The 13,256-nt window shown below is 71.1% G+C and carries 10 protein-coding genes; 3 read left to right on the top strand and 7 right to left on the bottom strand.

The genetic code is table 11. The annotated features are described in order from the left end of the window. Positions 1 to 99 precede the first annotated feature (99 nt). The 3 genes from ACZ4SV_RS16050 to ACZ4SV_RS16040 all read left to right on the top strand — a co-directional run bounded on the left by ACZ4SV_RS16050 (position 100) and on the right by ACZ4SV_RS16040 (position 3,086). A complete protein-coding gene (locus ACZ4SV_RS16050) occupies positions 100 to 1,173 on the top strand; it encodes a ParA family protein (RefSeq protein WP_365941516.1) in 1,074 nt (357 codons plus the stop codon). After that, entirely contained in the window at positions 1,170 to 2,270 is a 1,101-nt protein-coding gene (locus ACZ4SV_RS16045) for a ParB/RepB/Spo0J family partition protein (protein WP_468004864.1), read from the top strand. Before ACZ4SV_RS16050 ends, ACZ4SV_RS16045 begins: the two co-directional genes overlap by 4 nt. A gap of 198 nt (positions 2,271 to 2,468) precedes the next feature. Next, entirely contained in the window at positions 2,469 to 3,086 is a 618-nt protein-coding gene (locus tag ACZ4SV_RS16040) for a GNAT family N-acetyltransferase (protein ID WP_365880083.1), read from the top strand. 75 nt (positions 3,087 to 3,161) lie between these two features. Here the strand turns inward: ACZ4SV_RS16040 and trxA are convergent, their stop codons facing one another. The 7 genes from trxA to ACZ4SV_RS16005 form a co-directional block, all read right to left on the bottom strand. Further along, the gene (gene trxA / locus ACZ4SV_RS16035; protein WP_365880081.1) at positions 3,162 to 3,494 is read right to left on the bottom strand and encodes a thioredoxin; all 333 of its coding nucleotides are present in this window, start codon (positions 3,492 to 3,494) and stop codon (positions 3,162 to 3,164) included. A 46-nt stretch (positions 3,495 to 3,540) separates the two neighbouring features. Continuing rightward, entirely contained in the window at positions 3,541 to 4,509 is a 969-nt protein-coding gene (gene trxB, locus ACZ4SV_RS16030) for a thioredoxin-disulfide reductase (protein ID WP_365880079.1), read from the bottom strand. A gap of 154 nt (positions 4,510 to 4,663) precedes the next feature. Then, positions 4,664 to 5,593: an anti-sigma factor family protein gene (locus ACZ4SV_RS16025; RefSeq protein WP_468004861.1), complete on the bottom strand. Its 930-nt coding sequence runs from the start codon at positions 5,591 to 5,593 to the stop codon at positions 4,664 to 4,666. Further along, a complete protein-coding gene (sigM, locus tag ACZ4SV_RS16020; protein ID WP_468004859.1) occupies positions 5,590 to 6,342 on the bottom strand; it encodes an RNA polymerase sigma factor SigM in 753 nt (250 codons plus the stop codon). Before sigM ends, ACZ4SV_RS16025 begins: the two co-directional genes overlap by 4 nt. 25 nt (positions 6,343 to 6,367) lie before the next feature. After that, positions 6,368 to 8,083 (bottom strand): protein kinase family protein, encoded by a 1,716-nt coding sequence (locus ACZ4SV_RS16015; RefSeq protein ID WP_468004857.1) that lies wholly within the window; start codon positions 8,081 to 8,083, stop codon positions 6,368 to 6,370. 118 nt (positions 8,084 to 8,201) lie between these two features. Beyond that, entirely contained in the window at positions 8,202 to 10,616 is a 2,415-nt protein-coding gene (gene murJ, locus ACZ4SV_RS16010) for a murein biosynthesis integral membrane protein MurJ (protein ID WP_468004855.1), read from the bottom strand. 45 nt (positions 10,617 to 10,661) lie between these two features. Then, on the bottom strand, positions 10,662 to 13,034 hold the full coding sequence (locus ACZ4SV_RS16005) for a DUF6049 family protein (RefSeq protein ID WP_468004853.1): 2,373 nt from the start codon (positions 13,032 to 13,034) through the stop codon (positions 10,662 to 10,664). Between the last annotated feature and the right edge of the window lie 222 nt (positions 13,035 to 13,256).

Raw genomic sequence — 13,256 nt, 5'->3', positions numbered from 1 at the left:
CCTACGTCGGCTCCGTCCCGCTCCGGGGGGACGGAGTTGTCCACAGAGGTGGATTTCTCCACAGAACACCAGGCCTCACTGGTTCACGACCCTGAAGACATGGGAGGCTCTGTTCATCGCGAGCCTGAAGTCGAGGAGAGTGAATCCTTGCGGTCCGACGCCAACATCGCGGGACCGATGACCGATCCGGTCCCCGGTCCCCGTACCGAGTCGATGGGGGTGGATGTTTCACGTGAAACACCGCCCCCGATGGACGACACTCCCATCGGTCGTGCGGCCCAGCTGGCGGTGGAGGCTATCGGCCGCGCCGGCGAAGGGCTGCCGCGACCCGAACAGACCAGAATCATCGTGGTCGCCAACCAGAAGGGCGGGGTGGGCAAGACGACGACGACCGTCAACCTTGCCGCCTCGCTGGCTCTGCACGGCGGCCGCGTCCTGGTGATCGACCTCGACCCGCAGGGCAACGCGTCCACGGCCCTCGGGATCGATCACCACGCCGAGGTCCCCTCCATCTATGACGTCCTGGTGGAGAGCAAGCCTCTCGCCGGGGTCGTCCAGCCCGTCGCGGATGTGGAGGGCCTCTTCTGTGCCCCGGCCACCATCGATCTCGCCGGTGCGGAGATCGAGCTGGTGTCGCTGGTGGCCCGGGAGAGCCGGCTGCAGCGGGCCATCCAGGCGTATGAGCAGCCGTTGGACTACATCCTCATCGACTGCCCGCCCTCGCTCGGCCTGCTGACGGTCAACGCGCTCGTCGCCGGCGCCGAAGTGCTCATCCCAATCCAGTGCGAGTACTACGCGCTGGAGGGCCTCGGTCAGCTACTGCGCAATGTGGACCTGGTGCGCGGGCACCTGAATCCCACCCTGCATGTGTCGACCATCCTGCTCACCATGTACGACGGCCGGACGCGCCTCGCGTCCCAGGTCGCGGAAGAGGTGCGCAGCCACTTCGGCGACGAGGTGCTGCGGACGAGCATTCCCCGCTCGGTCCGTATCTCGGAGGCGCCGAGTTATGGGCAGACGGTGCTGACTTACGATCCAGGATCTAGCGGTGCCCTCTCGTATCTCGAGGCGGCCCGAGAAATCGCGCTGAGGGGTGTCGGCATCAGCTATGACGCGAGCCAGGCCCATATCGGCGCACAGAACGACCCGAGCATGGTGGAGGGGATCCAGTGAGTGAGCGACGGAGGGGGCTGGGTCGTGGTCTCGGCGCACTGATTCCCCCGGCCCCGACGGAGATGGCGTCGGCCCCGGCGACGATCGGAGGCGGAGCGTCCCGCTCTCCCGCGGCCGTCCCGGTGCTGACGAGCGACCGCGGAGTGGCCGCGGCGAAGGTGGCCACGCTGCCGTCGGTCGCCCAGGAGGCCGAGCCGGTTCCGGCGAGCCCGGCCGCCGAGGTGCCCGCGCCTCCGGTGGGAGCCCACTTCGCCGAGATCCCGCTGGACGCCATCACGCCGAACCCGCGCCAGCCGCGTGAGATCTTCGACGAGGACGCGCTACAGGAACTGGTCACCTCCATCAAGGAGGTCGGTCTGCTCCAGCCCGTCGTGGTGCGGCAGCTGGGTCCCGGCAGCTATGAGCTGATCATGGGCGAGCGGCGCTGGCGTGCGTGCCGCAAGGCCGGTCTGGAGGCCATCCCGGCCATCGTGCGGGCCACGGAGGACGAGAAGCTCCTCCTGGACGCGCTGCTGGAGAACCTGCACCGGGCGCAGCTCAACCCGATCGAGGAAGCGGCCGCGTACGACCAGTTGCTGAAGGACTTCAACTGCACGCATGACCAGCTGGCCGACCGGATCGGGCGGTCCCGCCCGCAGGTGTCCAACACGCTGCGTCTGCTGAAGCTGTCCCCGACCGTGCAGAAGCGGGTGGCCGCCGGGGTGCTCTCGGCCGGCCATGCCCGGGCGCTGCTGGCCGTGGACGACTCGGAGGAGCAGGACCGGCTGGCCCACCGGATCGTGGCCGAGGGCCTGTCGGTGCGGTCCGTGGAAGAGATCGTGACGCTGATGGGCTCGCGGCCGCAGAAGGCTTCGCGCGCCCGGGGGCCGCGGGCCGGCTCCGTGCCCTCTCCGGCACTGAACGAGCTGGCCACCCGGCTGTCGGACCGTTTCGAGACCCGGGTGAAGGTCGAGCTGGGTCAGAAGAAGGGCAAGATCACCGTCGAGTTCGCCTCCGCGGACGACCTGGAGAGGATCCTCGGCGCCTTCGCCCCCGGCGAGAAGCTGGCCCTCCAGCACAGCCTTCACGACGGTGACGGCGAGGAGACGCAGGACTGATCCCCGACGCCGTCGCGCCTGGTGAGCCAGTGGAGCGGGCCGTGTCCGATGGGTACCGGACACGGCCCGCTCTTTGCTTTGAGACGGTATCGAGTGAATCCGATCGTGGATACGATGCGATCAGTAGGGCCCATCCATCGGACAGCAGCCGGCAGCCGCAGGTGATGCGGCGGGCGAAGGAAGCGAGGATCAGCCTTCATGGGGCGTCGGCTCGTGCCGCTCACTCTGGACAACCTTGAGGATCTTCCCCACCGCTGTCGCTCCTGTGTCTTCTGGGAACTGGATCCCGTCAGCGGCGAAGCGGCGCTGAAGGCGGGCACCACCGCGCTGGAGAAGGAAGCCTGGATCTCCGCCGTCCTGCTGGACTGGGGATCGTGCGGCCGGGTGGTGTACGTCGACGACGTGCCGGCGGGCTTCGTGCTCTATGCCCCGCCGGCGTATGTGCCGCGCTCCACGGCCTTTCCCACGAGCCCGGTCTCCCCGGACGCCGTCCAACTGATGACCGGGCTGGTCCTGCCCGGCTACCAGGGGCAGGGACTGGGCCGGGTGCTGGTGCAGACGGTCGCCAAGGATCTGCTGCGCCGGGGCTTCAAGGCGATCGAGGCGTTCGGCGACGCCCGCTGGGAGCAGCCCGCCTGTCTGCTGCCCGCCGATCATCTGCTGGCCGTGGGCTTCAAGACGGTCCGTCAGCACCCCGTGCACCCCCGGCTCCGGCTGGAGCTGCGGTCCACGCTCTCGTGGAAGGAAGACGTGGAGATGGCGCTCGACCGGCTCCTGGGAGCGGTCCAGAAGGAGCCCGCGCTACGGCCGTTGTGAGACGCCCACGCGGAGGCCGCCACAGCGAAGGGGCCAACCCGAGCGGGTTGGCCCCTTCGTGTTCCACGTGGAACATCACTTGGTGATGAACTCTTCGAGGTCGCGGATGAGCGCCGCCTTGGGCTTGGCGCCGACGATGGTCTTGGCGACCTCACCGCCCTGGTAGACGTTCAGAGTCGGGATGGACATGACGCCGTACTTGGCGGCCGTGCCCGGGTTCTCGTCGATGTTCAGCTTGACGATCTCGATCTTGTCGCCGTACTCGGCGGCGATCGCCTCCAGGGAGGGGGCGATCTGGCGGCACGGGCCGCACCAGGCTGCCCAGAAGTCCACCAGAACGGGCTTGTCGCTCTTGAGGACGTCCTGGTCGAAGGAGTCGTCGGTCACAGTCTTCAGATTGCCGGCCACGGAGGGCTCCTTACCGTGCGTGCGGTGGGGTGGGGAAAGGGGAGGGTCAGACAGCGGTCTTCTCGGGCTCCGCCTGGTCCTCGTCCGCGAGGGCGGCGAGGAACCGCTCGGCGTCCAGGGCGGCGGAGCAGCCGGTGCCGGCCGCGGTGATCGCCTGACGGTAGGTGTGGTCGACCACGTCACCAGCGGCGAAGACACCGGTCAGGTTGGTGCGGGTGGACGGGGCGGCGACCTTCAGGTAGCCCTCCTCGTCCAGGTCCAGCTGGCCCTTGAACAGCTCCGTGCGCGGGTCGTGACCGATCGCGATGAACAGACCCGTCACGGGCAGCTCGGACAGCTCGCCGGTCTTGAGGTTGCGCAGCTTCAGACCGGAGAGCTTCGGGTCGCCCTGGATCTCGGCGACCTCGCTGTCCCAAACGAACTTGATCTTCGGGTCGCCGAAGGCGCGCTCCTGCATCGCCTTGGAGGCGCGCAGGGTGTCCCGGCGGTGGACGATGGTCACCGACTTGGCGAACCGCGAGAGGAAGGTGGCCTCCTCCATCGCGGTGTCGCCGCCGCCGATCACGGCGATGTCCTGGTCCTTGAAGAAGAACCCGTCACAGGTGGCACACCAGGAGACGCCCCGGCCGGAGAGCGCGTCCTCGTTCGGCAGGCCCAGCTTGCGGTGCTGGGAGCCGGTGGTGACGATGACGGCCTTCGCCCGGTGGACGGTGCCCGCGGTGTCGGTGACGGTCTTGATCTCACCGGTCAGGTCGACGGAGACGATGTCGTCCGGCACCAGCTCGGCACCGAAGCGCTCGGCCTGGGCCCGCATGTTGTCCATGAGGTCCGGACCCATGATGCCGTCGCGGAAGCCCGGGAAGTTCTCCACCTCGGTGGTGTTCATCAGCGCGCCACCCGCGGTGACGGCGCCTTCGAACACCAGGGGCTTCAGCGACGCACGGGCGGTGTAGAGCGCCGCCGTGTAGCCTGCGGGCCCGGAGCCGATGATGATCACGTTACGGACGTCGCTCACGGCTAAATTCCTCGTCTCTGGTCTGCGTCAGTCGACCGGGTGAGAGCCCCTTTCGGGACTCTCACCCCACCCAACGGATCCTACGGGGCCCGCATTCCCGGTGTGTCTGGGCACACGCGGCCGGGGACGGCCGCAGGAGTGTTCGCGCGGAAACTCAGGGGCGTGCGAGGGACTGCTTCAGCAGGACCGTTCCGGCTGGCGGAGTCTGCCGCCGCACGCAGGCCGCGTCGACCACATAGGCCGTGATCCGCCTGCTGTCCTGGGTGTCGGCCACGACGACGAGATAGGCGGCCTTGCCGGCGTAGGTGCCCGTCTTGGCACCGAGGACGTCGGTGCTCTGGTGGAGCGCCTGCCGGACACAGTCGGGGACCGGGACAGCGGTCTGCACCAGGGTGCTGGGGCCCTCGGTGGAGCCCGGCGAGTCCGTCCCGCCCTCGGCACGCTGCCCGGGCCGGTCACTGCCCTGCGGCAGCGTCTTGCCGGTGGTGAGGAGGGAGCGGACCTGGTTCTGCACGCTGTCACCGGAGAAGGTGCCCGCGGAGGCGGTCGGAGTGCCCTGGGACGAGGGATGGCCGGAGTCGTCGTGGAGCGAGCTCACGACCAGGCCGCCGGCGCCCAGTACGGCGGCCGTGAGGACGGCACCGAACACGAACCGCCCGCGGCGCCGCCCCTGCCGGGAATCCTTGCGCCCTGGTCCGGTGGCCGCGCGGGAGCGCCCTGCCGGGCGGTCAGGGAGAGACGATGTTTCACGTGAAACAGGAGCCGCCGGATCCTCCGTGCCGACGGCCTCCGCGGTCTCGGCGCGGGTGACCGCCGAGCCTTCCGCGCCGGCGGCCGGCGCGGCCTCGGCGGCCAGGGCGGCGTCGAGGCGCGCGGCCACATCGTCCGGCATCCGCTCCGGCTCCGGAACGGATCCGAGCAGGTCCCGGATCTCCTCCAGCGAGGCACACACGTCCGCGCACGCGGCACACGTGGCCAGGTGGCTCCGGACCCGCCTGTCCCGGTCCGGCGGCAGCAGGCCCTCGGTGAGGTCGGAGATCTCCGCGACGTCCGGGTGTCCGGCCGTGTCCGCCGTGGTCGTCACGCTCGCCCACCTCCGCCCTTCACTACGGCTGCATCACTCGGTTCCGCGGCCCCGCGGTGTCCGCTCGGTGGCCCCGTCGCCGGTGGGACGGATGGACCCTGCCCCTGGTTCCGTACCGGACCGTTTTCCGGGGCGTCTTCCTTGCCGTTGCCGGTACCGCGGTGTGCGGCGTCCCCGGGCCGCAGATGGGTGAGCAGAGGCAGCAGCCTGGCCCGGCCGCGGGCACACCGGCTCTTCACCGTCCCCGTCGGCACCTCCAGGATCCGCGCGGCCTCCGCCACGGGGTAGCCCTGCATGTCCACCAGCACCAGCGCGGCCCGCTGTTCCGGCGGGAGGGTGCCGAGCGCTTCGAGGAGCTGGCGGTGCAGGTCCTTCCGCTCGGCCGGCGCGGCGGCGGACTCCTGCGGCTCCAGCAACTGCTCCAGCCGCTCGGTGTCGTCCACCGGGGCCGTCTTGCGGGAGGCGGCCTTGCGCGCGCGGTCCAGGCAGGCGTTCACCGTGATCCGGTGCAGCCAGGTCGTGACCGCCGACTGGCCCCGGAAGGTGTGGGCGGCCCGGTAGGCCGACACCAGGGCGTCCTGCACCGCGTCGGCGGCTTCCTCGCGGTCCCCCAGGGTGCGCAGGGCGACCGCCCAGAGGCGGTCGCGGTGCCGCCGTACGATCTCGCCGAACGCCTCGGGGTCGCCGTCCACATGACGGGCGAGCAGGTCCCGGTCGCCCACTCCGTCGTATCCGGCGCCCTCCGCCATCTGCCCCTCCGGTCCGGGTGAGACGTCAGCCCGTGAACTTCACTTCGCCGATGGCCTGCTTGTAGCCCTCGCTGCTGAACAGCGTCGAGTCGTAGCCCGAATACGGCACGGCCGTCAGCCAGACCAGGACGTACCGCGTCTTGTCCGGCTTGGAGACCTTCGCCGTCACGGTGTTCCCCGTCGTCGTGGCACTGCCGATCCTGGTCATGGAGTCCAGCGACGCCGGCGTCAGCGAGTCCGCCGCGTACAGCTCGACGGTCGTGTGGTCGCCGTCGTAGCGCAGATCCAGGGTGGCCGTGTCGACCTTCCTGGCCGAGCCGAGGTCGTACACGATGCCGACACCCGGTTTGTACGGGGCGATCGTTGGGCCCTCGTTGAAGGCCCTGGTCCTCCAGTACGACGACGTGTCGTTGTCGTAGGTCTTGGGGACGTCACCGGGGTGCTGGGCGTCGCCCTTGGCGACGAACTCCTGGCCGCCCTGGATCGCTATCGGCACCGGCTTCGGCTTCGTGGCGTTCTTGTCGCCGTCCGTCGTCCGGCTCTTGTGCGTGTCGTCCGACGTGTCCCGGTCCATCAGGGCGTCCGCCAGCTGCCAGCTGCCCAGTCCCAGCGCGGCGATGAGCAGCGCCGACACCGCCCACTTCAGGGCCTTGCCGGTGCGGGTCTGGAGCGGGGGCGGCGGGGGCGCGATCGGCTGTGTGGCACCGGGGTGCGGCGTCTGACGGCCGTAGGTGCCCTGCTGGTAGGTCGTGCGCTGGTACTCGGGCGGAGCCGTGAAGGCGGGCTCGGGCGGACGGATGCGCGGCATCTCGCCGACCGCCCGCACCAGTTCCTCCGGCGTGGTGCACGGAGCCTCGTGCCGGGAGGCGGTGGCCCCGTCGTTGACCAGGGCGCGCATGGCCAGCTCGGACAGGCCGCGGTGCACCCCGGCCCGCACCTGGTCCGGCGCGATGAGGCCGATGTCCTTGGGCAGACCGGACAGGCCGTAGGCGTCGTTCTCGTACGGCCAGCGCTGGGTCAGCGCCGCGTACAGCAGGGCGCCGATCGCCTCGGTGTCGGTGCGCTGCGGAGTGTCGGTGCCGACGCCGCGCAGCGCCGCGTTCACGGCGAGACCGCGGATACGCCACTGACCGGTGGAGGTGCGCAGGACAGCGTTCGGGTTCAGCCGCAGATGGGCGAGGCCCTCCCGGTGCGCGGCGGCCATCGCCGCGGCGACCTGACTGACCATCTGGTAGGCGTCGTGCGGCTCCAGCGGGCCGCCGGCGAGAAGCGTGGACAGCTCGGTGGCGTCGGGCAGCCACTCGTGGACGACGTAGACGAGGTCGTTCTGCTCGACGGCGTCGAGGACCTGGACGAAGCGGGGATCGCCGAGCAGCGCGGAGGAACGGGCCGCGGCGAGGACGGCGCGGGAACGGGCGTGGTCCGCGGGCAGGATGTGGACGCCGACGGCCCGGCGGAGTTTCTCGTCTACCGCACGCCAACTGCTGAACCCGTCCAGACGGGTGACGCACTCCTCCAGCCGGTAACGTCTGGCCAGCTTGTGACCGCTGTGCAGTTCGGGAGGGGAGGCCTTCCGTCCGGGACCCTCGGTGTCGTCGCTCGCCTGTGCCTCGTCGCTGTCCGTGTCCCGCTCCGGGTTCGTGGCCACCCCGTCGGCCGTGGCCTGGTCCGCCTTGGCGGTCAGCGGCTGCTCACCGCTGTTGTCTGCCACGTCGACGGCAGCCGTGCTCCGTTCCGCCACCGTCGTCCCTGCCTCCCCATCCGTTGCGCGCTGTCCGACGCCGAAACCAATTGTGCCCACAGTCCGCCGCTATGCACGACACGCGGCAGCGAACGATGGTTGTGCGCCTACCCCCGCCTCAACGCCCCAGACGCCCGCGCACCATGCCGACGAGCGAGTTGAGTTCCTCGATGCGCATCCGGCGGGCGGCGAGGAAGAAGACGCCGAACAGGACGGCACCGCCGGCGATCAGCGCGGCGAAGGAGCCGACGACGCCCAGGCCCAGGGTGTGCCCGACGCCGTAGCAGGCCGCGCCGCTGAGCAGGACGGCCGGCAGCGAGGCGATGGCCAGCCGCGCGTACGTGCGCAGCACCCGGGTGCCGTCCAGGTCCCCGCCCAGCCGCTTGCGCAGCCGGCGCCAGGCGACGCCCACTCCGATGGCGTAGGCGAGCCCGTAGGCGGCGGCCATGCCCGCGACGGCCCAGCGCGGCGGCAGCAGGAAGTAGCAGAGCGCCGAGGCGCCGGCGTTGACCGCGGCCACGATGACCGTGTTGTAGAACGGGGTGCGGGTGTCCTCGTAGGCGTAGAAGGCGCGCAGGACGACGTACTGCACGGAGTAGGGGATCAGGCCGAGGCCGAAGGCCATCAGCATGTACCCCATGTTGGTGGCGGCGCCGGTGCCGGCGGAGCCGAAGATCAGCGTGCACATCGGGACGCCGAGCGAGACGAACCCGAAGGCGATGGGCACGATGGCGACCGCGGTGGTGCGCAGGCCGTGGGAGATGTCGTCGCGGACGGCGCCCGCGTCGCCCTCGGCGGCGGAGCGCGCCAGACGCGGCAGCAGGGCGGCCATCAGGGAGACGGTGATGATGGCCTGCGGCAGGCCCCAGATCAGCTGGGCGTTGGCGTAGGCGGCGAAGCTGGTCCCCTTGACGTGGGAGTCCGCGCCGGCGGCGATCGACAGCTGGGTGACGACCATGGCGCCCGCCTGGTTGGCGAGGACGAACAGCACCGTCCACTTGGCGAGCATCGCCGCCCGGCCCAGGCCGTGGCCCTTCCAGTCGAAGCGCAGCCTGATCCGGAAGCCGGTCTCGCGCAGGTACGGGATCATCGCCAGGGCCTGGACGACCAGGCCGAGCAGCACACCCACGCCGAGCAGCCGCTGCCCCTCCGGCGGGATGCTGGTGACGTCCATGTGGGAGTTGGCGGCGGTGCCGTAGACCCAGATGAACATGCCGAGGGTCACGATGATGACGATGTTGTTCAGGACCGGGGTCCACATCATCGCGCCGAACCTGCCGCGCGCGTTGAGGATCTGTCCCATCACCACGTGGATGCCCATGAAGAAGATCGAGGGCAGGAAGTAGCGGGTGAAGGTGACCGCGACCTCGTTGGCGGCGGGGTCGCTGGCGACGGGGTTGGCCAGCAGCCGAACCAGCAGCGGCGCCGCGAACATCGCGAGCCCGGTCAGCGCGGCCAGCGCCACCATCACCAGGGTCAGCAGCCGGTTGGCGAAGGCCTCGCCGCCGTCCTCGTCCTCCTTCATGGAGCGCACGAGCTGGGGCACGAAGACGGAGTTCAGGCCGCCGCCGACGGTGAGGATGTAGATCATCGTCGGTAGCTGGTAGGCCACCTGGAAGGAGTCGGCGAGGAAGCCGAGACCGAGTGCGGCGGCGATCAGCGCGGAGCGGACGAAGCCGGTCAGGCGGGAGACCATGGTGCCCGCCGCCATCACGGCGCTGGACTTCAGCAGCCCGGTCGCCCGTCCGCCCTTCTTGGCGGGAGCGGCGGGAGCGGCGGCGCCCGGGACGGCGGGGGCGTCACCGGCCGCGAGGACGTCCGGCCCGCCCGCCCCGAACGGTCCGGCGGCACCCGGAGCGGCGGCCGGGGCGGGCACCGGGGACTGCGCCGGGTAGCCGGCGGCGGGACCGGCCGGGTACCCGGCACCGGCGTACGCGTGGCCCTGCGGGTGCTGCCCGTGCTGCTGCGGATACGGCCCCGGCTGCTGCTGGTACGGAGTGGCGGAGTCGTACGTCCCGCCCGGCGCGGCGGCCGGCCCGGGGCCGGCCTGCGGGTCCATGGGCGTGTGCCCGCCGCTGTGCTGCTGGTCCTTGAAGAGATGCGCGAAGGCGTCCGGCTCGTGGTGCTCCTCACCGGAGTGCGTGACCAGGTCGTCCACCCCCACGAACTGGGTCGTGCGCGGGTCGTCGCCGTACGGCAGGTACGGGGCGGCGCCGTCCGGCTCCGGCGCCGGGGGCTGCGCCCACACGCGCGGATCGGGGGCGTAGGGCGACGGGGCGGGCGGTGCGTACAGCGGCTGCTGCGGGTCGTACGAGCCCGGAGGCGGCGGATGCGCGGCGCGGTCGTACAGCGCCTCCACGACCGGGTCCTGGGCGGCCAGGTCCTGCGCCCGGTAGGGGTCCTGTTCGTAGGCGTCCTGGAGGTACATGTCCGCCGCGTGCTGCGGCGGCACCTGGCCCGGCTCGGGCGGTGGCTCGGGGTAGCCCGAGCCGGCCGCGCCCTGGCCGCGGTCACCGTCGTACGGCGCGTTCATGCTTACCCCACCTCATCGTCCCGGGCCCACCGGCCACGACATCGCTCAACGGTCCACTCTCTCACCCGTCCCGGACGGGTCGGTGCTTTCCGGTGCGGTGTCCGGCGCAGGGTCACTCGGCTGCTCCGGGTCCTCTGCCCCGGGGGCGGAGTCGGATTCTTGGGGGAGACGGTCCCCGGGCGCCCCGGGGTTCCCGGGTTCGTCCGGGCTCCCGGCCGCCGTGCCGGGGCCGTCGTCCTCGGGCTGCCGGGCGGCGGCGCGCTTGCGCTGCGTGTACATCCGGAAGCCGGCGAGGACGAGGAGCAGTACGCCGCCGCCGATGACCAGCATGACGGTGGGGGTGACCTCGGTGACCTTCACGTCGAAGGTGACGGCTTGACCGTAGGGCCGGCCGTCCTCGGTGTACAGCCGGGCGATGACCGTGACCCGGCCGTTGGCGTTGGCCGAGGTGGTGAACTTCACCGACTGGCTGTGTCCGCCGGAGACCTCCACGCGCTGCTCGGAGTAGGCCTTGCCGCCGATCTCCAGACGCGTCGGCATGGTCGACTCCAGGCGCAGCACCAGGTGGCCCACGGGCTGGACGAGGTTGTTCTGCACGGTCACCGGGATCGTGGCGCTGCGGCCCGAGAGCTTGGTCTCGGACTTGTCGATCAGCTTGACCTGGTCGGCCAGCTCGTCGAGCCACGCCTCCACGCCGCCGCGGTAGCTCTCCGCCGCACGGGCATGGCCGCGCCAGGACGTGGACATCTCCCGGTCTATGGCCCGGCCGAACGGGGTGACCACGCGGGACTGGTCGGTGAGGATCACCTGGAAGTTGTCCAGCTTGTCCTGGGTGCGGGCGATCTGCTCGAAGGCCGTCCTCGGCAGTTCCTGTCGGCGCAGCGAGGAGGGGTAGGCCGACGCGGACGGGACCCGGGTGGTGGCGCCCGGGTCGGGCTTGTCCTTGGAGGTCGCGGTGAGGTCCTGGGCCTGGGACCAGGTGCCGCCCTCGAGCGCCTTCACCGCTGCGGCCATGGCCTGCGCCTGGCTCGCCGTGGGCAGGCGCTGCGGGGCGACGACGATGCTGCGCTGGGTGTCCGTCTGCGCGTTCAGCGCCAGGCTCTGGGCCAGGAACCGCTGTACGGCGAGGGTGGCCGAGCCCGCCTTCGTCAGGTCGCCCTGGAAGGCCGTGGACAGCCGGGTGTCGGCGACCACCACCGTGGTGCCGCCGCCAACCGGGCGGGCGGCGGACGGCGTGTACGGCAGTCCGGCGGTCTCCTGGAGGCTGTCGCTGCGGGCTATCACCCGGTCGGCCCCGGCGGAGGTCGCGACCTTCATGATGGACCGGTCCACCGCGCCGTTCACCGGCCAGGCGAAGTCGGTGCTCGGCGTGACGTGGAGCACGGTCTTGACGGTGGTCGCGGCGACGTCGGTGGCGTCCTTGAGGTGGCTGAGCGAGCCGGTGACGCTGGTGCCGTTGTGCGCCAGGGAGGCCAGGTCCGGGTCGGCGAAGGGCAGTGCGACGACCTCCTTGCCGGCCACCGCCTTCTGCAGGGCGGCCAACCACTGTTTGGCGGCCGCCTGGTGCTCCCGCGAACCGGGGGTGCTGGTGCCGTCGGCGCCCTGGATCCGGTAGGTGCCCCCGGCCATCGCGTCCACCGAGGCCAGCAGATCCGGGTCGATCACCCAGGTGACGTCGAGATCCTTGCCCAGCTCGACCATCTGGCCCAGCCGGCCGCCGGGGGCCAGCTCGTCGGCCAGCTCGTCGTCGAGGAACTCCGGCGTCTGCAGGTCGCCCGCGCCCGTCTTGGCCGTCATGTGGACCGTGGAGAGCAGCGGCCACAGGAACGTCGTCTTCGTCTTGGTGCCGGCGTCCGACGGCTGCCACGGCAGGAACGTCCGCCGGATGCCGAGAACCTGGTCCCAGCCCTGGGCCGGTGTCTGCCCGGAGAGCGCGACCCCGAGTTCGTAGACCCCGTCCTCGCCGAGGTCCAGCTTGTCCACGGGGACCGAGATGCTGAAGTGCTCGGCGACGCCCGGGGCCAGCTTGTCGAACTTCTCCTCGTACTTGTCGCCGGCATCGGTGCCGGCGGCGCTCTGTACGTCGTCGGAATTCCTGGCCACGGAGTCGATCGCGGAGCGGCTGGTGAGCGAGGGGCCCACCCGGAGGCCCACATGGGCGTGGGTGACGGGCTGCTTGCCGGTGTTGGTCACCGTGCCGGACACGGTCAGGGTGTCGCCGTCCGTGGGCGCGCTCGGGCTCAGCGAGTCCAGGGAGACGGACACCGGGTCGGAGGAGGCGGCCTGCGCGGGCGCGGCGGCGGGCAACTGGAGCAGACCGGCCAGCAGTGGCGCTCCGGTGAGCAGTGCTCCGGCGCGCCGCAGCCACCGGCGGGCAGGTGAGGCACTGGTCCCCTGGAAGTCAGCCGCCTCGGCCACGCGCTCGCCCGTCCCTCGTCATCAGTGGTCGTCGGATTGTGCGTCCACGCATGGTAACGATGCGCGCCGAAGGGAAGTGCCGCGGTCTCCTTCACAAGATCGAAGAACAGCCGCCTGCCTGTCCCCTATATCCAGTATCGAGGGGAGAGCGGCCGTACGCCGCAAGAGCAGCGCTTGCGTGGGGTATGCCGGGAGCTGTCCCCCCGCTTCCCGAGGGCGCCC

This window comes from Streptomyces sp. NPDC027672, assembly GCF_055566335.1.
The sequence above is the reverse complement of the archived record's forward strand: the minus strand, read 5'-3'. Positions and strand labels throughout refer to the sequence as shown.